This is a genomic window from Pedobacter jeongneungensis (assembly GCF_000633455.1).
Lineage (GTDB): Bacteria > Bacteroidota > Bacteroidia > Sphingobacteriales > Sphingobacteriaceae > Pedobacter > Pedobacter jeongneungensis_A.
In genome coordinates this window covers 1-27,000 of record NZ_AYMG01000018.1, presented here as the reverse complement: position 1 = coordinate 27,000, position 27,000 = coordinate 1, and the positions used below count along the sequence as shown (strand labels likewise).

The window sequence follows — 27,000 nt, the reverse complement described above, 5'->3', positions numbered from 1 at the left end:
TAAGTCCTATCAGATCAATCACCATGAAGAATTTTAAAGTTTTACTCAATTTTTTATTATCGCTAACCATTCTCACCATAATTTTTCCTGCTTTAAGCATTGCCCAAAGTCATACCGTTTGGAAAATAGGAGAAAAAGACAATAAAACAGATGGTTTTGCGCTGGCTCCAGGCAATTATCAGCAATTTTTAGCGAACGATTTTGGCTGGGAAGACCGTTATTACCTGATCGGGAAATCGACCCCTGCCGTTGATTGGCCTTATGTATTGCCGGGTACTGCAGATGGTTGGGGAGGCACAGGCCCTACCTCAGGTATCCGTTCGCACCAGTTAAATATCCTTTTTGATTTAAAACCGTTTAGAACTTCAGAAAAATTTCAGTTGATTACTGATATTTTGGCTTATAATGGCAAGAACCCACCCCTATTTAAAGTAACGGTTAATGGAAAAGATTTTAAATTCCGTTTTTCTGAAAATGAAAAAACCAACGGAATTAACGGAGATGCTCATGATTTAAAGGCAGAACCTTACAAAATCGACATTCCGCCTGGTTTGCTCCATGCGGGAGGCAATACGGTAACATTTACCATACTGGAAGGTTCGTGGCTCGTGTTTGATGATGTTAGGCTGGAAGGACCAGCAGAAATCCATGCTTTGGCATCGAAGGATTTATATGTTAGAAATGTAAAAGCGGCAAATTACACCCTCACCAAAAATGGAAATAAAATACAGCCATTGCTGGTAGATATTGAACATTTAGCCAATCACCCCACAGTTTCCATAAAAATTAACGGAAAAAATGTATTGAGCAGCCAGATCGATACCGGAAGATATGTATTGGAAGCCCCAATGCCTATCACTAAAAAACGGGAGAAGGCTACCTGGCAGGTCATATCGGATGGAAAAACTATAGCAGAGGGTGTAGTATGGGTTTCTGATCAACCTTTGAAGACCAGTGCCGGATATGCTGACACTAAAATAGGTACCGCACACTCCAGGTGGATGATTGCCCCTGGTCCATGGATGCCTTTTAGTATGGTTAAGCTGAGCCCCGACAACCAAAATCCGGGTTGGATGGCCGGTTATGATCCAACGGTAGAAAGTATAGGCACTTTTAGCCATATCCACGAATGGACCATGGCGGGTTTAGGAATGATGCCGGTAAATGGTGAAATTAAATATCAGATTGGCTCTCAGGAGAACCAAAATGACGGTTACCGATCAGACATTGATAAAAACAGTGAGGAAGCTCCTATTGGATACTATAAGGTAATGCTCAAAAAATATGGTATCAAAGCAGAACTGACCTCGACAACCAGGTGCGGCTTTCAACGTTATACTTTCCCCAGATCAAAAGATGGAAGGGTAATGATCGACCTAAAGGTGCCTGCAGAATACGATTATAAGATTAAAAGTTTTCAGATTACCAAAGTGAATAAACGCCGGATAGAGGGCTACAGTGTACAACAGACCGCAAATGCATGGTCTGGCGGAGTAGATCAGGATTATACCGTCAATTTTGTCATCGAATTTGATCAGGACATTAAAAAAATTGGTGGGTGGATTAACGGTAAAGCTCAATCAGGAAGCAGCATAAAAGGTGCAGCTGTAGATAATGCAGGTATGTATGCAGAATTTGATACGAAAGAAAATAATGTGGTACAGGCACGATCGGGCATATCATTGGTGAGTATTGAAGGTGCCGCCCGTAACCTTAAAGAGGAAGTAGAACAACCTTTCGGTTGGAAATTTGATGCGGTACGCGCTGCACATGTGAACACCTGGAATAAATTAATGGACAGAGTGGCCGTTTCTTCGGATGATAGTCGTGAGAAAACAAGGTTTTATAACAACATGTACCGTGCTTTATGCAGCCGGAATACCTGGAGCGATACTGATGGCTCCTGGATTGATGCAACCGAGCAGAAAAGAAAATTCGCCAATGTTAAGGATGTGGCTTTGGGCTGCGACGCCTTTTGGAATACCTTCTGGAATTTAAATCAGTTTTGGAACCTGGTAACGCCCGAATGGTCATCCAGGTGGGTTAAATCGCAACTGGCCATGTACGATGCAAATGGATACCTGGCAAAAGGGCCAGCCGGAATGGAATATATTCCGGTGATGGTTGCAGAGCACGAAATTCCACTTATTGTTGGCGCTTATCAAATGGGAATCCGCGATTACGATGCTCAGAAAGCTTTTTCTGCCGTGTACAAAATGCAGACTCAACCGGCCGCAGCAGTTGGTAAAGGAAGAGCCGGCAATGAAGATTTGTTGCCTTACCTGGAGCATAAATATGTTCCTTATGATAAGGGACGGTTTAGCAATAGTTTAGAATATAGTTACGATGACTGGACCGTAAGTCAGTTTGCAAAAGCATTAGGAAAAAATAAGGAATATAAAGAATTTGCAGATAGAGGCAATTGGTGGAAAAATGTGATTGATACCACTTCAGGTTTTGCCCGAATGAAAAAATCAGACGGATCCTGGTTTCCAAACTTTGATCCATTTAAATCAGGGGCAAACGAACATTATGTAGAAGGAAACGCCTGGCAGCTTACTTTTTTTGTCCCGCAGGATATACGCGGACTTGCCAATATTATTGGAAAGAAAAAATTTACCGACAGACTGGAATGGGGTTTCAATGAAAGTTATAAATGGCGTTTTAATGCGCCGAATGATGCCTATTGGGATTATCCGATTATGCAGGGGAACCAGCAGTCGATGCATTTTGCGTTTCTTTTCAATTTTGTACAGAAACCCTGGCTCACCCAAAAATGGAGCAGGGCAATTATCGACCGGTATTATGGTTTTGACATTGCCAATGCCTATTTAGGTGACGAAGATCAGGGGCAAATGAGTGCCTGGTTTATGATGGCATCTTTGGGTCTTTTTCAAACAGATGGCGGTTGCAGCACTAATCCACAATACGAAGTCGGGAGTCCTCTATTCAACAAGGTTGTAATTAATCTTGGTAGCCAATATGGCAGAGGTAAATCATTTACCATCGAGGCTAAAAACACCTCAAGGGTGAATAAATATATCCAAAGTGCAACCCTTAACGGTAAAGTGCTAAATAGTTTTTCTTTTTCCAGCTCCGAATTATTAAAAGGTGGTAACCTTACTTTGATTATGGGCAATAAACCAAATTATAGCTGGGGTATTAATTAGTAAGTTTCTAATCCGCATTTTTTTTCGTGGTGTCAGATGTTAAAATCTGACACCATTTCTTAAGAGGTAAGTTTTTTTATCGGAACTGAGAGTTATCACGCCGTAGCTACCACCATTATTTTTGTTGACCACCTAAGTCAACTTAGTACAGTTGAGCGAACTCTGTAATTTTGGATGGTTATTTTTTGTTGTTATTGTGAATACAGTCAATAGATGTATCGTCATTTCGACCGCAGTGGAGAAATCTTTGGACTCGGTTTAATCTCCTCCTCTTTTAAAAGATCTCTCCAGTTCGCTTCGCTTCAGTCGAGATGGCGATTCATTAAACCTAACCGTCGCATTTGAAACAGACAAAATTTTCTGTGTTTTCAGTGCCTCCATGGCTAAAATTATTGTCGTTATCTATTTCTGTTTCAGTCGATAAGTAAGTACGAAAAAATATTTTAAAATAATTCATTTTCCTTGTAGGCAATTTGTGTAAGTAAAATACTCTTAACTATAAACCTGACGGAAGGAAATCCCGAAGGCGGCAAACAATTAACCAAATACTTATTCAAAATTATTCATAATGAATATGAAAAAATCTCTACAGCTAACATGCTTATTGCTTTATGCATCAGCAAGTCTGTATGCAGCTACTCCAGCAGATCATTTTAACCGGGCTTCTTTCCATTCAGTTTATCAGGATGCGATTAAAGGAACGGTAAAAGACGAAACCGGTAATCCAGTCCCTGGTGTTACCATTACCATAAAAGGAGCGCAGGGCGGAACTCAAACAAATACTTCAGGACAGTATAGCATTGCGGCCAAAGCTGGCGATGTTTTGGTATTCTCTTTTATCGGTTACCAGAGCAAAGAGGTAACCGTAGGCACACAGAGTACACTTGATGTAACATTAACCCCTGACTCTAAAAATCTGGAAACCGTAGTAGTTACAGCATTAGGTATAAAACGTTCAGAGAAATCGTTAACTTATACTACCCAACAGGTATCGGGCGAGGAGCTAAATAAAGTTAAAAGTCCAAACCTGGTAAATTCGTTAAATGGTAAAGTTGCCGGGATGACCATTAGTCCAAGTTCTTCGGGAGTTGGTGGTTCGGCCAAGGTAATTTTAAGGGGTAGCCGTTCGGTAAGCGGTAATAACCAGCCTTTATACGTAATTGACGGGGTTCCTATCAGCAATAACGGTAATGCCAATGCACAACAAAACAGTGTTTTTGGCGGTGGCCAGGATGGTGGCGATGGAATATCTAACCTAAACCCTGATGATATTGAAAGCTTAACTGTGTTGGAAGGCGCATCTGCCGCCGCGCTATACGGTAGCCAGGCACAGAATGGGGTAATCCTGATTACTACTAAACAAGGTAAAGCCGGTAAAACACAGATCGGTTTTTCATCGAGTTTAACTTTTGATAAAATTGCTTACAAACCCGAATTCCAAAACAGTTATGGCCCTGCATCTGCTACAACCAGAGATAGCTGGGGAAGCGCTATCAGCAACACCACTGATAACCTTGACCAGTTTTTTCAAACCGGGACAAACGCCACCAATTCGATCAATTTTTCTGGCGGTTCGGAAATTGCCCAAACCTATTTTTCTTATGCCAATACTTATGCAAGTGGTGTACAGGAAGGGAACAAACTAAACAGACATAACATTAACCTACGCGAAACCGCTAAGTTTTTAAATAATAAATTAACGGTTGATGGAAATGTAAGTTACATCAATCAACGTATAAATAATAGTCCATCAATTGGATTGTATAACAACCCTTTGGTTGGCTTATATCTTTTTCCAAGGGGGGTTGATATTACACCTTATAAAGACAATTATCTGCTTGCAGGCAATGTGGGTACTGCCCGCCAGAACTGGCTTGGTGGCTCTGCAGATATTAACCAAAACCCATGGTTCTTAACCAACCTTAATCCAAATACAGCCATCAGAAACCGCTATTTATTAAGTGGAAATGTGAAATATGAGTTTACCCCATGGTTAAACTTACAGATTAGGGGAAATATCGACCGTACTACTGATGATTTTGAAAACAGACGTTATTCGGGTATAAACGGAAACTTTAACTCAAACGGAAGAGGATATCTGTCTCAGAACACCCAAACTTTTATTCAGAAATATGCTGATGCGATCTTAAATGTTACCGTGCCATTGAAAGGATCTGACTTTAAAATTAATGGATTAATTGGTGGTAGTATTAACGATCAGAAAACCACAGGATTATCTTTAGCAGGTGATCTGAGTGCTGTTGATTTATTCACACCGAATAATACCATCGTGGCCAATGCAGGTACCTATACCTCAGATGTTTTGAACACCACGAAAGCGAGTGATGCTTACCACAGTCAATTACAGGCAGTATTTGCAAACGCGAATTTATCATATAAGGATTGGGCATTTTTAACGCTAACAGGTAGAAATGACTGGTCTTCAAACCTGTCATTTACACCAAATGTGTCTTATTTCTATCCATCGGTAGGTTTATCATTTATTGTTTCGCAAATGGTTAAACTACCAGAGGCAATTACTTATGCCAAAATAAGAGGTACTTATGCTGAGGTGGGTAACACGGTGCCAGCTTATTTAACTTTTATCCAGAATACTTTGGGTAACGGTGGTGCACTTAACATTAATACCAACAGGGCATTTGCTGAGCTAAAACCTGAAAGAACAAAATCTTTCGAGATTGGTACTGATATGCGTTTTCTGGCCAACCGTTTAAATTTTAGCTTTACCTATTACAAAACAAACACCAAAAACCAGTACATTCCGGTTAAACCAGCACCATCAGGACTTGTTGCAACAGGTTACTTAAATGCAGGTGATGTTCAAAATCAGGGTATACAGTTTACTTTAGGAGCTGATGTGCTAAAAGGCGATGGCCTTAACTGGAACACGGCAATCAACGGATCGCTGAACAGAAACAAAATTATTGATGTTGCTGCTTCGCAGGGTTTAAACTCGATCGATTTAACAGGTGGAGGTAACAATGCTTATATCTCACGTATAGCCGCAGGAGGATCTTATGGTGATATTTACGGTTATACCCTACAAAGAGATGCAAATGGCCGCATCATTTTAAGCGGTGACGGATCGACTGCAAACCCTTACTTTCCCGTTAAAAGTGCAGATTATAGTCTGATAGCAAATGCAAACCCTAAATTCCAGTTGGGCTGGAACAACAGTTTCAATTATAAAGATTTCAGCTTAAGCTTCCTGGTAGATGGTAAATTTGGAGGCAAGGTACTTTCACTTACTGAAGCATTGATGGACCAGGCTGGTGCTTCAAAAGCATCGGGTGATGCAAGGGCACAAGGCGGTGTTAAAATTGATGGTGTAGATGCCAGCGGAAAGGCAGTTTCAGCTACCATTAACCCACAAAGCTATTATTCTTTCTTAGGTGATAGAAACGGTGTAACTGGCGAATATGTGTATAGCGCTACCGTAGTTCGTTTGCGCGAAGCTTCAATAGGTTATAATTTACCATTAAAAGGAACATTTAAAAGTATGCGCCTTTCGTTAATTGGTAGAAACCTGTTCTACTTCTACAAAAAAGCACCTTACGATCCGGAGGTTACCATGTCTACAGGTAATGGTTTATCTGGTATAGATGTTTTTAACCAGCCGGTTACCAGAAGTTTTGGTTTTAACCTTAATGTCTTATTTTAATACGAACAAACATGAAATCGATATATCATTCATCTCAACATAAAATTAAAGGTTTGTCTTTAGTTTTACTTTTAGCCGTTGCAGGCCTAAACCAGGGCTGTAAAAAGAACTTTGAAAGTTTTAATACCAACGATAATTTACCTACAACCGAGCAGAGTTTAGCTTTATTGAAATCAGCCATCGGCCCTATCCAACAGAATATATTTTCTAACTACCAAATTGCACAGAATTTGAGTTCTGATGCTTTTAGCGGTTACATGATGGCTCCAACACCATTCGGTGGCGGTATAAACAACATGAACTATGCGCTTAATAATGGCTGGAACGAAACTGGTTTTAATGATCAGTACACCAATGTAATGGCACCAATTTCTAAAATTGCCATATCACCTTTAAAAGCAACTGCACCAGAATCGTGGGGTATCTCACTTTTAGTACAGGTAATTGCGATGAATAGGGTAACTGATAAATTTGGTCCGATTCCTTATACTCAGGCAGGTAAATCATTGATTTCGCAAGCTTACGATGACCAAAAAACGGTTTATACCGAATTTTTTAAACAGATTGATACAGCAGCTAACAATCTACAGGCTTTTATCACGGCAAATCCTGGCAAAAAAGCTTATTTCGAAACCGGTGATCTGGTTTATGGTGGAGACGTTGCGAAATGGCTTAAATTAGCCAATTCGCTAAGGTTACGTTTAGCCATGCGTATTGTTAAAGTTGATCCAGCTACGGCAAAGTTACAGGCAGAAAAAGCAATGGCAGCAGCAGGTGGCTTAATGACTACACCAGGTGATAATGCAGCTGTTGCACAGTCGGGTAACAGAAATAACGACCTTTGGAATGTAACTGTAAATTACGACGGTGATAACGCCATGGGCGCAGCGCTACAATCGTACATGGTTGGTTACAAAGATCCGCGTTTATCGATATATTGTACACCAGCTACCGATCCTTTGTTTTCAGGACAATATGTGGGAATCAGATCAGGGGCCAATACTTCTTTTAATGGTTTGGGCAAAGCGGGTTACAAAACCTATTCAAGTTTAAATTCGTCTATACCTGACAATTCAAGATCACCTATCGGACAAAAAGCACCACAGATATTGATGACGGCCGCTGAGGTTTGGTTTTTAAAAGCTGAAGCCGCATTACGTGGCTGGACAGGTGCAGGCGATGCACAGACCAATTATGAAACCGGTATAACAACATCAATGCAGCAATGGAATGCAACTATTGGCAGCTATCTTGCAGATGCGGTAAACAAGCCAACTGCGTATGTAGATCCAAAAAATCCGGCTAACAATGCAGATGCAGTAAGTACCATTACGATTAAATGGGATGGAGCTGCTTCTAACGAAGTGAAATTAGAGCGCATTATTACCCAGAAATGGTTAGCTATTTTTCCTGACGGAGCTGAGGCCTGGGCCGATTTCCGCAGAACAGGTTATCCGAAACTGTTTACAGTAGCCAACAACAATAGCGGTGGTACAATCAACACCCAATTGCAGATTCGCAGATTGCCATATCCAACAGCAGAATATGGCAACGGAAACAAAGATGAGGTACGTAAAGCAGTAACCTTGCTCGGCGGACCTGACAACGGCGGTACCAGATTATGGTGGGACGTTAACAAAGCAAATTTCTAACACACAAATAACAGGTAGGATGACGAAAGTTGTCCTACCTTTTTTTAAAAAATTTCTAACCAAAATTTTAAACCTATGAGAAAACCAATCGTTTACGGCAAACTGCCGTTAACAGCCTTTCCCCTATTTTATACTTGCAAAAAATCAGCCCCACAAAAGGACTGTTAACCACATTTTAAAACTTTAACTGATGTTTTTAGCTATGGCATAAAATGTAAATAGCTAATTAATAAATAAAAATCTGTTTGTAGCGATTGCAAGCCTAAAACCAATTTCTAACTAATTTAAAACAAAAAATTATGACAACTACCAAATTGTTAACATGCAAAAATGCTGCAGTATCTGTGGCCTTATTTTTAACCGTTGCTGTAAGCGGATGTAAGAAAAAAGACATCGCCCAGGATGAAACCTTAACCGGTCCTGCTAAAAAAGAAGCGACTAATTCTACTTCAGCTATTGGGGTAACTGGCCCAAAAGGTGTATGTTATGTAGAAGTGAACAGTAATGATATCCGAAACGTAGGAAAATATAAACTTTCCTCAGGACAACAGCTATTTGACATTGCAATCATTTTTGCAGCCAATATTAATTATAATACCTCTACCCAAAAGGCCGAATTAGGTTTCAACCCTAATGTTACCAATGTTTTAAGTAATAAAACAACCTATATAAAACCTTTACAAGATAAAGGAATTAAGGTTTTGCTTTCTATTTTGGGCAACCACCAGGGTGCTGGTTTTTGTAATTTCACCTCACAGGCCTCGGCCCAGGCGTTCGCACAGCAATTGGCAAATGCCGTTAACACTTATGGCCTTGATGGTATCGATTTCGATGATGAATACGCTGAATATGGAAATAACGGTACCGGGCAACCAAATGCCAGTTCATTTGTGTACCTCGTAACGGCATTGAGGCAACTATTGCCGAATAAGATTATTTCGTTTTATTTTTATGGCCCGGCAGCTTCAAGATTATCCTACAATGGTGTTACCGTTGGCTCAAAAGTAAATTACAGCTGGAATGCCATATATGGTAGTTATTCGGTGCCAAATGTTCCAGGATTGGCTAAAGCAAATCTAGGTCCTGCAGCAATCGACATACAGGCAACCAGTTCATCTACAGCCGCGTCTCTGGCCACGCAAACAGTCAACAATGGCTATGGAATTTACCTATACTACAATTTACCAAATTCGGATGTGCATACTTATTTATCGAGTATATCAAGCAATTTATATGGTGGAAAAACCACTGTATATACTCCTTAATTATATCTTTTATACCGAATAATTCCTTAATCGCTGCAAACATTTTTGAGTAGGACGACGAGAGTTGTCCTACTTTTTTTACACAGTTTCGCTGCTATACCTTGTCACATCGATATTATATCGATTTAGCCATTTGCTTACTAACATACCATTTCTATCTTTGTAACCGTTATCTTTACACGGATACAGGTATAGGTTAATCAACTGTGATTTTTTCGTGGTTAAAATAACGAAGCTGTATTCGTTTTTGTCCCCTTTTTGGAGTAGGATGTATAAACACATCCACAGACACTATTTGAAGGTAGAATATAATTTTTAATTTTAAACGCTTAATTTTACCCGAATGGATATCTTATCATACCTTTTAGAACTCTTGCAGCAACGCAAAGAAGTTGGTATTACCGGCTTGGGCACCTTTTATAAAAAGAAATACCCGGGAAGATACGATAAGGAAAAACAAACGTTTTTACCTCCGGGATATACGCTTCAGTTTTCGAGCGACTTGACCGAAGAACAGGCCCTGACAGATTTTATTGCTGCTAAAAGGAATATCTCTAATGAGAGCGCCGATTATTACATCGCGCAGTTTGTTGAAGACGTAAATCAAAAACTGGAACTAAACCATGAGATCGAATTAGAAAATACGGGGCGTTTATTTTTTACTGAGCAGGGACTGGATTTTGAACCGATAAAGAACATCAATTACGGTTCTGAATTTTATGGCTTACCTTCGTTACCAGAAACTGTAACTGAAGAAGTAAAAGCAGATTTACCAAAAGAAGAGGAAGATGTGTACGATGAAATTGCTGAGGCACCTGTTGCACCATCTCCATTCGAAAATAAATCTTACCACCACCCTGTAATCGAAAATGTAGAGTTGGACGAAGTTAAAGATGATCTTAAAAACACTTTACAACATTCAGAAAACACTGCAGAAGAAGTTAATGAAGCCCCTGAATTTATTAAAGAGCAGCATGAAGAGCACCCGAACCGTTTTGGCCACACACCAGAATCGGAAGTAGAAAATATTGCTGCCGAACACCAGGCTGTTGAAGCTACCCAACCTATTGAAAATGAATCTGATAACCTCGTAGATACAACCGAACCAGAAGTAGTCAGTACTGTCGAAGAACCAGCAGCGGTAGAAGTTCCGGAATCGGTAGTAGAGCAGCACGAAGAACATCCAAATCGTTTTGGCCATACACCAGAAGCCGAAGTAGAAAAAATTGCTGAAGAACCTGTAGAAACAACAATTCCTGAACCGGTTTTACCGCAACAAGAATATTCGAGCCGTTTTTCATTAAGGCCAGAAACTGATGAACCAAAAACATACATTCATTTAGAAGACGAAGCTAAAGCAGAAGAACCGGTAATTGAAGCTCCTGAATTTATTAAAGAGCAACATGCCGAGCATCCTAACCGTTTTGGCCATGATCCGATTATACACGATCAGGAGCCACCCCAAGGCATGTCTACCTGGTTAAAGGTTACCATCATTATTTTGGTTTTAGTGATTATAGCAGCCATTACTTATTTAGTTAAACCTGAGTTATTTACCGGGCAAAGCACACCTGTAAAAGCAACCCCTGCCCTTGTCGATTCTCCAAAGGTTACCATCGATTCAGCAAAAATAAAACAGGATTCAATCGCCAAAACCGACAGCATCCTGAAAGCTAACCAGGTTCAGAAAAAAGCAGATACGGTCAAAAAAGCCGTTGTTAAAACAACCGAAAAAACAGTAGTTACTCCACCTGTTGAAAAACCAAAAGAAGATAAAATTGTACCAAACACTGGTCCTTCTACGTTTGATGTTATTGCATCCTCATATAAAACAGTTGCAGGTGCTGAGAAATATATTGCCATAATGAAAACCCGCGGACTGAATGCCAAAATAGCGAATATGGCCGGACCTTGGAAAAAAGTGAGCATAGGAAGCTTTAAAACACAAAAAGAAGCCGAAGCACAAAAAGATATTTTACAGAAAAAACTAAAGGGAAAAGGGTTTTACGTACAACAGATTTTTAACAACACACAACCATAATGATAACTTTATTAATTCAGGACACCACACAAGCATTACAAGACACCGCAAATGTGCTTAACCAAGCAGTAACACAACCACAGCCACAATTACGCTTTATCGACCTTCTTTTTAAAGGCGGCTGGGTAATGGTTCCATTGGCTTTTCTTGCTTTTTTAGCCTTGTTTATTTTTGTTGAACGCTATTTAACCATCAAAAAAGCCACCAAGGATGAAGCAAACCTTATGGGACAGATCAGGTCTTACATCCAGTCTGGAAATTTAGATGGCGCCATGTCGTTGTTAAGAAACAACAATTCTCCCCTTTCGCGCATGCTGCAAAAAGGTTTAAAACGCATTGGCCGCCCGATTAAAGATATTGAAGGTGCCATCGAAAATGTAGGTAAACTTGAAGTTTCTAAATTAGAGAAGAACATCAGTATACTGGGTATTGTAGCCGGTATTGCACCGATGCTTGGTTTCGTAGGAACAATTGTGGGGGTAATTACCATCTTCCATCAGGTATCAATTAAGGGTGCTATTGAAATCGGCACCATTTCTGGCGGTTTATATACCAAAATGATTACCTCAGCAACAGGATTAATTATCGGTATTATCGCTTACGTACTGTACCACATTTTAAACATCATGGTTGAAAAAATCATCCTTAAAATGGAAACCGATGCAATTGATTTTATTGATTTACTAGAAGAACCAGGCAAATAATGAATTTACGCAAGAGAACAAAAGGATCGGTAGAAGTACATACTTCAGCGTTGAACGATATTATGTTCTTCCTGATGCTGTTCTTCTTATTGGCCTCAGCTGTGGTAAATCCTACAGTAGTTAAATTACTGTTGCCACAATCATCAAGCGGACAGCAATCAACCGCAAAAAAAGCCGTTACCGTTACCATAGACGAAAACTTAAAATATTTCGTTGAAAAGAAACCGGTTAGCATAGAAGAATTGGAGCCTACATTGGCATCATACCAAAAACTGGCACCAGATATGACCATTCTTTTATATGTATCCCGTAACGTAACTTATCAGGATGGATTTGTGGTAAATGACATTGCCAATAAATTAAAATTAAAACTAGTTGTAGCCGTTGAGCCTAAAAAATAATGAACTACAAAACACAAAACGTACCTAACGAGGAAAATAATTATCCTAAAGCCATTGCTATAGCAAGCGGTATTATGGGCTTTTTGTTGTTGATCAGTTTTTTCATTGTGATTGGTTCATTCCAGCCACCTGAAGAAGTGGGTATGGGCGGTATGGTGGTAAATTACGGAACTTCGGCAGAAGGTATGGGCGATGATTATACCAGTATTGAAGAACCATCAGCAGATCCGAATGCCAACGGTAAACCTCCTGAAAAAGTAACGCCTGAAGAAAAGGTTACCCCAACCACCTCTACCGAAAGTAGCGATAAGGAAGTGCAGACACAAAATACAGAGGATGCCATTGCGGTAAATACCAAACCTACAAAACCGACTAAGGCAGCACCAACTCCTGTAACGGAAGATAAGCCTGCTAAACCGGTGATCAACCAAAATGCGCTTTACAAAGGCAAAAAAAATACCGGCCAGGGCCAGGGTGATGGAACTGGAAACACACCTGGTAACCAGGGCGATAAAGATGGCGATCCATTAGCTTCCAATTATGGAGAAGGTGGTTCAGGAAATGGTAATGTACAATTATCACTGGCCAGCAGAAAGTTTATCGATATCCCAAGAATTCAGGACGATGGACAAAGTGCAGGTAAAATTGCCGTTCAGATCCGTGTAGATAAAAATGGAAAAGTTGTTCAGGCCCGTGCAGGTGCAAAAGGTACCACTTTATCTGATTTAGCCCTTTGGAGAAAATGCGAACAGGCCGTGTTAGGTTCGAGTTTAAACAAACTTGAATCTGCTCCCGATGTACAAACCGGGATCGTGATGTTCAACTTTAAAGTGAAGTAAAATTTTAAGATATTATATAAAAAAGGTCTGTGAGAACACAGACCTTTTTTTGTTAAGTGCTGTCGGATATTACTATCCGACAGAAGATTGTTCACAAGCTTGATTGGATTTTTCAACAATTAATTATGCATCTATAACAATCTAACCACAAGTCCATGCCGTGGTCTGTGTCCTTACAGAACACCACCTAGACTTCTATTTCCGTAGTCTGAGGCTCAAAGACTAATAAATTTAAATATTACCGGATTAGTGTAACAGATCCCTTTTTAATTATTTTCTTATTTTCTTGTGTAGTAAAGGATGCGATCCAAAAGTAAACTCCAACAGGAACAGGCTGTCCTTTATAATCACCATTCCATGCATCGTAGAGTTTATTCGAAGAAAAGATAAGTATTCCTCTCCTGTCGAAAATCTGCATCTGGAAATTAAAAGCCCTGCTTCCCTCTTTTGCTTTGAAGCTATCATTTACATTATCGGAATTAGGACTAAAAGCCGTTGGGAATGAAATATCATTACAGGCTTCTGTCTCTAAGGAAACATTCAACTCATCTACTATACAGCCATTGAGTTTTAGGATCGAAAAGGCATAATTCCCTTCATATAATCCTGAAAAAATGTAATTACCCGGATAAACGATACCATTATACCTGATGTTATAATCAGCCGAACGGGTACCAATTGAAAATGAGATCTCACCGGTTAAATCACAAACAGGATTTTTTGCATTAATAATAGTATTGGGTTTTGTTAAAGAATAATCTGGAACTACAACAGTTCTGTATGCTGCAGGAGCACCACCCGATGCCTTAACCTCAATGGTATAAGTACCTGGATTAAGCATATTGAACACACCAGTGCTATTGGATACCGAATTATTAAGGATAAACGTATACGTTTCTGGAATTGGCGGACAATCAATTTTGATAAATCCTTTACCCAAAACATTACATTCTTGCAAGGTTTCGATATTATCGATCACAATTGGACAGGGTTCATAAACCAATTTTTGACTTAATTCATCAACTATACAGCCATTCAGCTTTAAAATGGTGAAATTATAATCTCCTTCAATTAAACCTGTAAAAACGTGGTTACCCGGATAAACTATCCCTTTATATTTCACATTATAATCAGTAGAATTGGTGCCTATAGAAAACGATATTTCTCCCTTAAGATCGCATGCAGGGTTTTTAGCATTAATTTTGGTAACAGGTTTGGTTAATGAATAATCTGGCACTACAACGATTCTGTTAACCGGGGCTGCACCACCTGATGCCTTAACCTCAATGGTATAGCTACCTGGATCAAGCATATTAAAAATGCCTGTGCTATTCGATACCGAATTATTAAGGGTAAACGTATAAGTTTCTGGAATTGGCGGACAATTAATTTTTATGAATCCTTTACCCAAAACATTACATTCTTGTAGGGTTTCGATATTAGTGATTACAATTGGGCAAGGTTCATAAATCAATTCTACAACAAACTCATCAATCAGACATCCCTCTTTACTCAACACAACAAAATGATAATTACCTACTTCCAGGTTAGTGAATTTATAATCGTATGGCAAAATATCATTTCTGAGTTTGATTTTATAATTAGCACTACCTGTGAAAGAATTAAATTGAATAGTACCCTTATTGGCGCAGGCTGGATTAATTTTGGCAAAAGAGAAGTTTGGTTGTAACTGTTTATAATCTGGTACAATTACAGTAGTTTCAAACACATCTTCATCCGAACTAATTTTAAGTGTGTAAGAGCCAGCAGTTAAATTTTTGAATAGCCCGGTTGAATTGTTAGTCGTATTATTTAGTGTATAGGTATAAGCTGCGCTGTGTGGTTTTGTTAAAACATTGATAACGCCCTGATGAAAAGCATCGCACTGTTGCACCACATCAACCTTATCAAATTGGATTTTACATTTATCCCGTCCAACAACAATATCCTTCTCATCCACTTTACAACCATACTTATTTACGATTTCAAAGTGATTGGATTTTCCACTTAACAAAATAGAGAAGGTACTGTTTAGCGGATATAACTTTCCATCATACTTGATCTGATAGCTACTGTTCTGTTCGGGAGTGCTAAAAGTAATCTCGCCCAAAGTTTCACAAAGCTGATTTTTGATCTGCCAATTATAAACAGGTTTTATTAAATTAACCTCCGGAACATCAACAGTTGTGGTATATGAATCAGATGCAGAAGTGATAGAAAGTGTATACTGCCCTTTAGATAAGCCAGCAAACTTGCCCGTTGAATTAGTAACTCCGTTTAAAGTATAGGTAAAATCTTCAATATGTGGGGCTGTTATTACATCTACATTTGCCGTATTTCCAGAATTGCAATCTTGATTTATATCTACCCGTTCGAACTCTATCCCTATAATACTACCGTCTTCTACCATACTGGCGGCATCCAGAATATTGTAAGGAAGCGTTCCTACCACACTAACCATTTTTTGGTTTTCTATATCAAATTCGATAATATTAGTCTGGGCGCCTGAATTTGCCAATCCATAAACCGTATTTTTTCTGACTCCGGTTGAAACACTAACAATACCAAAAAGAGATATATTTGGAGGCAGCGGAATATGAAGGATACTTTTGTTAGGTTCTTTAATATTAATCTTCACTATGCCCTGGTATGCCGCCATGTAAAGTTCTTTTTTATAAAAACAGACATCACCACTAGCAGAGTAATTGAGTAAACCTAAAGCCTCTGATTTCCCTGTATTAATATCAGTACTGAATAAGTAACTAGAGCAATAATATAACTTATTATCAGCCCCAAGTGTCAGCGAATTTGAACCAGACATACCTGAAAATAGGCTCCTACAGTTTTCGATGCTATTTTCCTTTACGTCTGCAACATAGATTTGAGAACCGTTTAGCCAAAATAAATTGTTTTTATTCATGGCGATCGAAAAATACTGATCCCGAGCTGAACAATCTGCAATTTTAGTAGATTTTACCCCTTCGGATGTAATATCTACTTTATAAATATCACTTCCACCTTTATTATAGTTATAAGAACTAACATAAAAAGTTTGTGCAGCAAGATTAAAACAACAAGCCAGGAGCAGTAAAAGAAATAGACTAATTTTATTAATCACTATAATTGAGATCGTTAAATAATCGCCAAATATAGCAACATAGAATAAATCAGCACAAAATAATTTATACTAAAGGGTTACTTGTATCAGTCTTAACAACCTGTGACTAACCACTAATAGTTTAAATCTCAAACTTGCGAAGTCAATCTCGTGGCTCATTTGAACTTCAAACGCCAATCACCTATATTTGACACCTATTATGAACTACCAACAAACGCTTGATTTTTTATACAGTAAACTCCCGATGTTTACCCGAGTTGGCGCCTCTGCTTTTAAAAAAGATTTAACCAATACCATCATTCTTTGCGAGGCTTTGGATAATCCACAAAATAAATTTAAAAGCATCCATGTTGCCGGTACAAATGGGAAAGGATCGACCTCGCACATGTTGGCTTCGGTATTACAGGCACAGGGTTATAAAACCGGATTGTACACTTCTCCGCACTTAAAAGATTTCCGTGAGCGCATCCGGATCAACGGAAAAATGATCAGTAAAACCGAAGTAGTATCGTTCGTAAAAGAACAGCAAAAACTCATCGAAAAAACCGAACCTTCGTTTTTTGAAGTAACTGTTGCGCTCGCATTCGATCATTTTGCCAAACATCAGGTAGATGTAGCTGTAATCGAAGTAGGTTTAGGTGGGCGGTTAGATTCAACAAATATCATCACACCACAAATTTCGGTCATCACCAACATCAGCCTCGATCATATGAATATGCTGGGTAATACACTTACCGAAATTGCTGGTGAAAAAGCAGGAATTATCAAAAAAAATATCCCGGTGGTCATAGGCGAAACGCAGGAAGAATCGGCACCGGTTTTCATTAAAAAAGCCAAAGCTGAGCACGCACCTATTGTTTTTGCTGATCAAGTATTAATTGCACAGGATTTTAAAATAAAAAACAATAAACTTTCCCTTTCCGTTTATCATGAGGATAAAATCAAATACAAGGATCTTCAAAGCGATCTTACGGGCGTTTATCAATATAAAAACATATTGACTGTTCTCGAAACTTTAGCGGTACTAAACGACAAAACAGCAATTAAAACCGATCAGGAAAGTGTTTATAAAGGCATCAGTCAGGTTAAAAAACAAACTGGTTTACAAGGACGTTGGCAAACTTTGAGCAGAAATCCTTTGGTGATCTGTGACACCGGGCATAACGAAGCCGGAATTACCGAAGTAATCAAAAACATTGCACAAACCCCTTATCAGCAGTTACATATTGTTTTCGGTATGGTAAACGATAAGGATATTTCAAAAGTTTTATCCCTAATGCCAAAAAATGCCACTTATTATTTCTGTAAACCTGATTTAGAACGTGGTTTAGCCGCTGATGCACTGAAAGAACAGGCAGCCGCTTATCATTTAAACGGAAATAGTTATGCATCAGTTGCCGATGCAAAAACAAATGCTATTCAATCGGCAGGTATTAAAGACCTGGTTTTTATTGGTGGAAGCACATTTGTAGTGGCCGAAGCGATATAAAATCTTTACATAAACTTCAAAATATCTTCACTTAAAAGTTATTAATTTAGCCCTTTAACTAAAACACAATGAAGAAAATCTCCTGTTTAATCTTTTCTATTTCTATTTTTTCGCTTTCTCTCTCCTCAGCTCAGACTAAAAAAACTATTCAAGCACAGCCTAAAGCATTTCCTGCCGAAGTAGCACGTCCTAAACTGGTGGTTGGCCTGGTAGTTGATCAAATGCGTTGGGATTATTTATACCGTTATTATAACCGCTATACCAATGGTGGTTTTAAAAGATTAATCAATGAGGGTTTTTCAGTAGAAAATACATTTATTCCTTACACTCCTACTTATACTGCTTGCGGCCATACCTGCATTTATACAGGTTCTGTTCCGGCAGTTCATGGCATCATCGGTAACGATTGGTACGATCCTGAAACTAAAAAAAATGTATACTGTACAGAAGATTCTTCGGTATCAACCGTTGGCAGTACACCTTCATCCGAAGGCAATATGTCGCCAAAAAATATGTTAACCACTACCATCACTGATGAGTTAAGGTTAGCGACAAATTTTAGAGGCAAGGTAATCGGTATTTCATTAAAAGATAGAGGGTCGATCCTTCCTGCCGGCCACGCTGCAAATGCGGCATATTGGTATCAGGGCAGCACCGGAAACTGGATTACCAGTACTTATTACATGAAAGAAGTACCCACCTGGATTGCCGATTACAACAAACTAAAATTAGCAAACAAGTTTTACGCAAAAAACTGGGAAACCCTATATCCGATCAATACCTATATAAACAGTACAGCTGATGAGAAAGCTTACGAAGGCAAATTGAGTACATTCCCACACCAATTAACACAAAACGTTGATAAAAATTTCGATGCCATCAGAAGTACACCTTATGGCAATACCATCACTTTAGACCTTGCTAAATTGGCCATCCTTTCAGAAGATTTAGGTCAGGATAACATTACCGATTTCTTAGCAGTAAGTTGCTCATCTACCGATTATGTTGGTCACGCATATGGTCCGAATTCGATTGAGGCAGAAGATACTTATTTACGTTTAGATAAAGATTTCGAAGAGTTTTTCAACTACCTGGATAAAAAAGTAGGTAAAGGAAATTACACGGTATTTTTAACTGCCGATCATGGTGCTGCACATGTACCAGGTTTTATGCAGGAAAACAAATTACCTTCAGGTGTAGTAAGCGACCGCGATATTGCAAATAAATTAAATACCTACTTAAATGATAAATTTAAGGTGAACAACGTGGTTTTAAAATCACAAAACAATCAGATCATTTTTGATCATGATAAAACCGACAAAGGTGATGTAAGTTTCGATGTCATTAAATCAGCTTCTGTTGAATTCTTAAAAAGATTAGATGGTTTCCAAAATGCCGTTGATATCGCCAGAATATCTCAATCTACCCTTCAGGAGATCCAGAAAAAGATGATTACCAATGGTTATAATGCCCGTAGAAGCGGCGATATCTATTATGTTTTACAACCCAATTGGTTTAATGGTGGTAGCACCGGTACCACACATGGGAACTGGAACCCATACGATTCGCACATTCCGTTGGTTTTTATGGGCTGGGGAATTAAACCTGGTGCATCAAATAAAACACATTACATGACCGACATTGCGCCTACACTGGCTGCGTTGCTCCATATACAAATGCCAAATGGTAACGTTGGAGAACCGATCACCGAAATCACCAATAAATAATTTAAGAAAACTATGCCTACCAGCATAGTTTTTTTGTTTATATAACTAGCTACTAAGATGATCTCAGGTAACTTAGGTGGTGACCAAAAACGGAGACAATTAATTATTCTGAACCACCTTAGTCGCCTTAGCACACCTAAAGATTCTATATAGTGATTTCGTATTGCGGTTTATATAGCCTCAAATGTCTGATATGGTAAAAAATTTAAACTATATTTTTTATTTTAGATCATGTCAACATACACCGCCACCAAACTTACCCCAATGCTCGAATCGCATGATATGCAGGCAACCCTGACCTTTTATACCGAAATATTAAACTTCACCTGCGATGCAAAATTCGACGATCTCAGCTGGTTTACCCTCCGCAAAGACGATATAGAAATCATGTTCTGTATCCCTAATGAACACCGTAACATCCCTAAACCGATCATGAGCGGTTCTCTTTATATCAAAACAAATGAAGTCTCATCGCTCTGGGAAAGTTTAAAAGATCAATGCGAAATTTGTTACCCACTCGAAGATTTCGACTATGGAATGAGGGAGTTCGCCATTTACGATAATAACGGCTATTTACTGCAATTTGGGCAGGATTTATAACTGAACCAAAAGCCATAACGGTATAGGGTATTCGTGCATTAAGCAGCATATTTTAGTACATTTGCATACCAAATATATTTGGAAACAAGGATTGGTGATCTGAGCATACCGGTCCTTTAAATCCCATAGTATGCAACAAGTAGAAATCTATAAGCCTAAAAATAAAATCCGTTTCGTAACTGCTGCTTCCCTCTTCGACGGGCACGATGCAACCATCAACATCATGCGCCGTATCCTCCAATCTTCAGGGGCTGAAGTGATTCATCTTGGTCACAACAGATCTGTAGATGAAGTGGTAAACTGTGCCATTCAGGAAGATGTTCAGGGTATTGCCATGACTTCTTATCAGGGCGGTCATATCGAATACTTTAAATACATGTACGATCTTTTGCAGGAAAGAGGTTCGGGCCATATTAAAATATTTGCAGGTGGCGGTGGCGTAATCCTGCCTTCAGAAATCGAAGAACTCCAGGCTTACGGAATTTCTAAAATCTATTCTCCTGATGATGGCCGTAAAATGGGCTTGCAGGGTATGATTAACGACATGCTCATACAAACCGATTTCATAACCAAAGCCAACATTACAAACGAGCTAGAAACTATTCCAACCAAAGATATTAAAGCCATTGCAGGAGCCATTACCGTTGCAGAAAATGATCCCGAAGGCGCTCAAAAATTTGTTGACGAATTAAAAAAACTTTCAAAAAATAATACTGCACCTATTTTAGGGATTACCGGAACGGGTGGTGCCGGAAAATCATCTCTGGTGGATGAACTGGTCCGTCGTTTTTTGGTAGAAGTGAAAGATAAAACCCTTGCCATTATCTCTGTTGATCCTTCAAAAAGAAAAACAGGCGGGGCACTATTGGGCGACCGTATCCGGATGAATGCCATCAATAATCCGAGGGTTTACATGCGCTCTTTGGCCACCCGTCAGGCAAACCTTGCTTTATCAAAAAATGTACAGGAAAGTATCGATATCTGCAAAGCCGCAGGTTATGATTTAATCATCGTAGAAACCTCAGGTATTGGCCAGTCTGATACCGAAATTACCGAACATTGCGATGTATCACTTTACGTAATGACCCCAGAATTTGGCGCCGCTACACAATTGGAGAAAATTGATATGTTGGATTTTGCCGATCTTGTGGCCATTAATAAATTCGATAAACGTGGTGCTTTAGATGCCTTGCGTGATGTACGCAAGCAATACAAACGTAACCATAACATTTTCGACGCCAAAGATGATGAAATTCCTGTTTATGGTACCATGGCTTCTCAATTTAACGATCCTGGCATGAATAACCTGTTTGTGGCTTTAATGGAACAGATCAAATTAAAAACCGGAACCGATTTCAAGGCCAAAATGGAATTAACTTCCGATCAATCCGAAAAAATCTACATCATCCCACCCGATCGCATCCGCTATTTGGCAGAAATTGCAGAATCGAGCCAGATGTATAACGAATGGGTAGATAAACAAGCCACCATTGCCCGGAAAATGTATCAGCTTAAAGGTGTAATCGATTTATTAAGCGATAACAATTCCCCTCTTCCAGAGGGGTATCCGCAGGAAGGGGTGTCACAGAGTTTAAATACAACCTACGATTTCTTCGAAGAACAATTGGACGGCGAATGCAAACGTTTACTCCGCCAATGGCCTGAAACCAAAAGGGCTTATAAAGAAGAATTTTTCATTTATAAAGTACGAGATAAAGAAATTAAACAGCCTTTATTTTACGAATCTCTTTCAAAACTGAATATCCCTAAAGTATCTTTACCTAGATATGAAGACTGGGGAGATATTTTAAGGTGGTTGCTAACCGAAAACCTTCCGGGCGAATTCCCTTATGCTGCAGGTGTTTTTCCATTAAAAAGAGAAGGTGAAGATCCAACCAGGATGTTTGCTGGAGAAGGAGGCCCCGAAAGAACCAATAAACGTTTTCACTATGTTTCTTTAGGTCAGCCGGCGCACCGTTTATCTACAGCATTTGATTCAGTTACCCTTTATGGCGAAGATCCGCACATCCGCCCTGATATCTATGGAAAAATTGGCAATTCAGGCGTGAGTATTGCCACCTTAGATGATGCAAAAAAACTGTATTCCGGTTTTGACCTTTGTGCACCATCTACTTCTGTATCGATGACCATTAACGGTCCAGCACCAATGTTGTTGGGTTTTTTCATGAATGCCGCAATCGATCAGCAATGTGAAAAATACATCATTGAAAATGATTTAACCGGAGAAGTTCAGGCCAAAATTGATTCAATCTACAAAACCAAAAAGATACCGCGACCGACATACAATGGTACTTTGCCTGAAGGAAACAGCGGTTTAGGTTTAATGCTTTTGGGCCTTACTGGTGATCAGGTTTTACCAGCAGATGTTTATGCCAATATCAGGGCTAAAGCGATCAGCTCGGTTAGGGGAACTGTTCAGGCTGATATCTTAAAAGAAGATCAGGCACAGAATACCTGTATTTTCTCTACCGAATTTGCCCTGCGGATGATGGGCGATATCCAGAAATATTTTATCGACGAAAAAGTACGGAATTTCTATTCTGTATCCATTTCAGGTTATCACATTGCCGAGGCAGGTGCAAATCCGATTTCGCAACTGGCCTTTACTTTAAGTAACGGTTTTACTTTTGTAGAGTATTACTTAAGCAGGGGCATGCATATTGATGATTTTGCACCTAACTTATCTTTCTTCTTCTCCAATGGTATCGATCCGGAATATGCCGTTATTGGCCGCGTAGCGAGAAGAATCTGGGCCAAAGCCATCAAGAATAAATACAAAGGTAACGATCGTTCACAGAAGCTTAAATACCATATTCAAACGTCTGGCCGTTCTTTACATGCCCAGGAAATCGATTTTAACGATATCCGTACCACTTTGCAGGCCTTGTATGCCATATACGATAACTGTAATTCACTACACACCAACGCTTACGATGAAGCCATTACTACACCTACCGAAGAATCGGTAAGAAGAGCCATGGCGATCCAGTTGATCATCAACAGGGAATTAGGTCTTGCGAAGAATGAAAATCCATTACAAGGCGCTTTCATCATCGAAGAGCTAACCGATCTGGTAGAAGATGCAGTTCTTGCCGAATTTAAACGCATCAACGATCGTGGTGGTGTTTTAGGTGCGATGGAAACCATGTACCAGCGCGGAAAAATCCAGGAAGAAAGTTTGTATTACGAAACGCTTAAACATACAGGCGAATATCCTATTGTGGGTGTAAATACCTTCTTAAATAAAAATGGCTCCCCTACCATTGTTCCAGGTGAAGTAATCCGCGCCACCGAAGATGAAAAACAATATCAGATTTCAGCATTGCAAAAATTTCAGGATCGTAACGCTGATCGTTCGGCAGAATTATTAAAACAACTGCAAAAATCAGCCATTGCAGGTGATAACATCTTTGAACAATTGATGGAAATCTGTAAAGTTTGCTCTTTAGGCCAGATTAGCAAGGCACTTTATGAAGTTGGTGGACAATATAGAAGAAACATGTAAATGAGAGCAATAGTATTATTTTTTATACTCTGTTTTTCTTTTAAAACCTGGGCACAGCAAACGCCACAGTCTTCTTTTATTTTAGTATTGGGTGTTGCCCAGGATGGTGGTTACCCACACATTGGCTGTCAGAAAAACTGCTGTAAAATGGCATGGAAAGATGAAAAGTTAAGAAGAAATGTGGTTTCACTTGCTTTAGTCGATCCTAAAACCAAAAAATGGTGGTTGTTTGAGGCTACGCCAGATATTAAGGTACAACTTCAGGATTTCAGAAAAAGGACAAATGAAGCATATCCATACTTACCAGAAGGTATATTTATTACCCATGCCCACATTGGCCACTACACGGGCTTAATGGAATTTGGTAGGGAAGTAATGTCTACAAGTGGCTTAAAGGTTTATGTACTTCCTAAATTAAGATCATTTCTCGAGCAAAACGGTCCCTGGAGCCAGTTGGTAAAACTCAATAATATTAACCTTATAACATTAAGTGCAAACCAGCCTGTTGATATTTTAAACAATAAAATAACGGCTTTCACTGTTCCTCACCGTGATGAATTCTCAGAAACCGCAGGTTTTAAAATCGAAACACCAACAAAAAAGTATCTCTTTATCCCCGATATCGATAAATGGAGCAAATGGAATAAAAACATTATCGATGAGGTTAAGAATGTAGATATTACCATGTTAGATGCCACCTTTTACAGCAATACCGAGCTCGGCAACAGGCCAATTGCCGAAGTTCCGCATCCATTAGTCACCGAAACAGAAGAATTGTTCAGCAAAGAGGACCGTAACATCAAAAATAAAATCTTCTTAATCCACTTCAACCATACCAACCCCCTACTTTGGGATCCAACTACCCAAAAACAGGTTTTAAAAAATGGTTTTAACTTTGCAAAACAAGGTCAGATTTTTTATTAAATAAATTTACCCTAAGGATGGCTTGAGATTATATTACCAGCACAAACCTTTCATTATAAACCCGATAGCAGTGGATGCCGATTCTTCATCGGCTGGAACGAATAGCGGGACTGCTGCATCCTATAGCATACTGACATTCATTTCCAAAACCTAAAAGCGCTGCAAATTATTCATATTGATTTTATGATAAACTAGCCTTTAATATGAACGAATTACAGCCTACAAAAAAAGCCTCCCGATGTAAAATCGGGAGGCTTTTATATATCTTTTGTATGCTATTATCCGGCAATCCAGCTAAATTTGTAATCAATCGTTGGATTTTTCATACGTTCTGCAACACGTAACAAACGCGAAGGTAAAGCCATAATATAATCACGGGCTTTTTCGCCAGCTTCATTTAAATCACGCATACCTTCAATTTTCCAGTCAACAATTAACTGCTGCATAATTTCAACATAGTCAATTGCCGTGTAAACGCCTAAACGTTGTGCAGCATCAGTAAAGTGACCAAAGGTTTGACCGATCTTTAAACCTACCTCACGTAAAAAATGTGCTGGCATTACAATTTTCTGGCGCATCATATCTTCAAAAGCCAACATCGCTTCATTAGGATCAACCTCAAAAATACGGTTCATAAAATCTTTATATGCCTTTGCATGTCTCGCTTCATCTGATGCAATTACACCACACATTCTTGATAATAATGTATCGCCATCTTTTTTGGCTAAAGAAGCTACCCTTCTGTGCGAAATATTGGTGGCCATCTCCTGAAATGAAGTATAGATAAAGTTACGGTAAGGATCGTGACCAGTTCCAATATCAAAACCATCAGCAATAAGGTATTGTGTAGATATTTCCATTTGGCGCATATCAACACGGCCAGACAGGTATAAATATTTATTTAACAAATCACCATGACGGTTTTCCTCTGCAGTCCAGTGCCTGTTCCACTTCATCCAGCCGCCATCTTCTTTCATGCTTGGGCCTTGTACCATGGCTAACCACGATTCGTATGTTGGTAAAGCCTCTTCTGTAATAGTATCGCCGATTAACACCGCTACTAGGTCGTAAGAAAGATCTTTTGCATTATCCCTTAAAATTCTGATATCTTGATAAAATGTGTCACTAGTAGAATCAGGAAGGAAATCAGACGGTTGCCAGTTAGTATCGATTGGTTTAAGATAGGTGTCCATCATCTCCAGCATATACTTTTCTATATGCACCATTACTTCCCTTCTTTTATCTGCAAAAAAACTCATTATTTTTGTTTATATATTGTTAACAACAAAGATAACCAAATATTGCGGCAAACCTTATGATATTAACATATTTAGCGCTAAATCAGTTTTAAAAGTGATCTAAATTATTCGAATCCGCTTAAATGAGTTTATAGATTGGTAACAATGCGCTAGATCATTAAATTTGATTTTCTTTTGGAGCGCATTGGCAGTACAGGTATTCAGGGTTCTGTCCTGCTGTACGCTTAATCCTTTTGGGGAACCTATCTGTTAAACAGAGATACCATCTTGCCCAAAAGGGATAACGCTGCCATCAGGGCTATCAAACCTGGGGCAGAAGAAAAAAATATGGAAGATGTAAAACTGGATGATGGAATAAACTCTGCGATGATCAGCGGTATCTGCGGGATCAATCCTTCTTAACTTTTTCTTCACTCCTTAATGGTGGGGAATAACGCATAGATCTTTTTACCATTAAGAAATATAAGCTGGGAATTACCTTAGCCCTGGTGGGCTTAACTTCTATCTAGATTTTAATGACTGGAGATACCATGGTCCGTGAATATGCAAAAAAGCTTATAAACAAAGAAAACCCTTTAACAGAGTTGTTAAAGGGTTTCTTAT

General features: G+C 39.1%; 16 protein-coding genes. 14 read left to right on the top strand and 2 right to left on the bottom strand.

Annotated elements, in window-relative coordinates:
* Nucleotides 1–23 precede the first annotated feature (23 nt).
* The 8 genes from U859_RS0117620 to U859_RS0117585 all read left to right on the top strand — a co-directional run bounded on the left by U859_RS0117620 (nt 24) and on the right by U859_RS0117585 (nt 13,754).
* Nucleotides 24–3,170: a GH92 family glycosyl hydrolase gene (locus U859_RS0117620; protein ID WP_025144648.1), complete on the top strand. Its 3,147-nt coding sequence runs from the start codon at nt 24–26 to the stop codon at nt 3,168–3,170.
* Between the two features lie 574 nt (nt 3,171–3,744).
* Complete coding sequence (locus U859_RS0117615) at nt 3,745–6,852, top strand: SusC/RagA family TonB-linked outer membrane protein (RefSeq protein ID WP_025144647.1); 3,108 nt, start codon at nt 3,745–3,747, stop codon at nt 6,850–6,852.
* A gap of 11 nt (nt 6,853–6,863) precedes the next feature.
* Nucleotides 6,864–8,504 carry a SusD/RagB family nutrient-binding outer membrane lipoprotein gene (locus U859_RS0117610; protein WP_025144646.1) on the top strand — a complete coding sequence of 547 codons (1,641 nt, stop codon included), beginning with the start codon at nt 6,864–6,866 and terminating at the stop codon, nt 8,502–8,504.
* A 299-nt stretch (nt 8,505–8,803) separates the two neighbouring features.
* The gene (locus tag U859_RS0117605) at nt 8,804–9,769 is read left to right on the top strand and encodes an endo-beta-N-acetylglucosaminidase H (RefSeq protein WP_025144645.1); all 966 of its coding nucleotides are present in this window, start codon (nt 8,804–8,806) and stop codon (nt 9,767–9,769) included.
* 343 nt (nt 9,770–10,112) lie between these two features.
* The gene (locus U859_RS0117600; RefSeq protein ID WP_025144644.1) at nt 10,113–11,810 is read left to right on the top strand and encodes an SPOR domain-containing protein; all 1,698 of its coding nucleotides are present in this window, start codon (nt 10,113–10,115) and stop codon (nt 11,808–11,810) included.
* Nucleotides 11,810–12,514: a MotA/TolQ/ExbB proton channel family protein gene (locus U859_RS0117595; RefSeq protein WP_025144643.1), complete on the top strand. Its 705-nt coding sequence runs from the start codon at nt 11,810–11,812 to the stop codon at nt 12,512–12,514. The genes U859_RS0117600 and U859_RS0117595 overlap by 1 nt, the downstream gene beginning before the upstream one ends.
* Nucleotides 12,514–12,915, top strand: a complete 402-nt coding sequence (locus U859_RS0117590) for an ExbD/TolR family protein (RefSeq protein ID WP_025144642.1) — start codon at nt 12,514–12,516, stop codon at nt 12,913–12,915. Before U859_RS0117595 ends, U859_RS0117590 begins: the two co-directional genes overlap by 1 nt.
* Nucleotides 12,915–13,754: a hypothetical protein gene (locus U859_RS0117585; protein ID WP_025144641.1), complete on the top strand. Its 840-nt coding sequence runs from the start codon at nt 12,915–12,917 to the stop codon at nt 13,752–13,754. The genes U859_RS0117590 and U859_RS0117585 overlap by 1 nt, the downstream gene beginning before the upstream one ends.
* A gap of 238 nt (nt 13,755–13,992) precedes the next feature.
* Here the strand turns inward: U859_RS0117585 and U859_RS0117580 are convergent, their stop codons facing one another.
* Nucleotides 13,993–16,872 (bottom strand): gliding motility-associated C-terminal domain-containing protein, encoded by a 2,880-nt coding sequence (locus U859_RS0117580; RefSeq protein WP_025144640.1) that lies wholly within the window; start codon nt 16,870–16,872, stop codon nt 13,993–13,995.
* Between the two features lie 199 nt (nt 16,873–17,071).
* Between U859_RS0117580 and U859_RS0117575 the strand changes: the two genes are divergently transcribed.
* From U859_RS0117575 to U859_RS0117555, 5 genes are all read left to right on the top strand, one after another.
* Nucleotides 17,072–18,361 carry a bifunctional folylpolyglutamate synthase/dihydrofolate synthase gene (locus tag U859_RS0117575; protein WP_025144639.1) on the top strand — a complete coding sequence of 430 codons (1,290 nt, stop codon included), beginning with the start codon at nt 17,072–17,074 and terminating at the stop codon, nt 18,359–18,361.
* Nucleotides 18,362–18,429: 68 nt separating this feature from the next.
* Nucleotides 18,430–20,088, top strand: coding sequence for an alkaline phosphatase PafA (gene pafA, locus U859_RS0117570; RefSeq protein ID WP_025144638.1), 1,659 nt, complete (start codon nt 18,430–18,432; stop codon nt 20,086–20,088).
* 231 nt (nt 20,089–20,319) lie between these two features.
* A complete protein-coding gene (locus tag U859_RS0117565; RefSeq protein ID WP_025144637.1) occupies nt 20,320–20,688 on the top strand; it encodes a VOC family protein in 369 nt (122 codons plus the stop codon).
* Between the two features lie 130 nt (nt 20,689–20,818).
* Complete coding sequence (locus U859_RS0117560; RefSeq protein WP_025144636.1) at nt 20,819–24,214, top strand: methylmalonyl-CoA mutase family protein; 3,396 nt, start codon at nt 20,819–20,821, stop codon at nt 24,212–24,214.
* The gene (locus U859_RS0117555) at nt 24,215–25,138 is read left to right on the top strand and encodes an MBL fold metallo-hydrolase (protein ID WP_025144635.1); all 924 of its coding nucleotides are present in this window, start codon (nt 24,215–24,217) and stop codon (nt 25,136–25,138) included.
* A 278-nt stretch (nt 25,139–25,416) separates the two neighbouring features.
* Here the strand turns inward: U859_RS0117555 and U859_RS0117550 are convergent, their stop codons facing one another.
* Nucleotides 25,417–26,397, bottom strand: coding sequence for an acyl-ACP desaturase (locus tag U859_RS0117550; RefSeq protein ID WP_025144634.1), 981 nt, complete (start codon nt 26,395–26,397; stop codon nt 25,417–25,419).
* 267 nt (nt 26,398–26,664) lie between these two features.
* Here U859_RS0117550 and U859_RS32500 point away from each other — a divergent pair, with 267 nt between their 5' ends.
* Nucleotides 26,665–26,799, top strand: coding sequence for a hypothetical protein (locus U859_RS32500; RefSeq protein WP_262496799.1), 135 nt, complete (start codon nt 26,665–26,667; stop codon nt 26,797–26,799).
* Nucleotides 26,800–27,000: the final 201 nt, after the last annotated feature.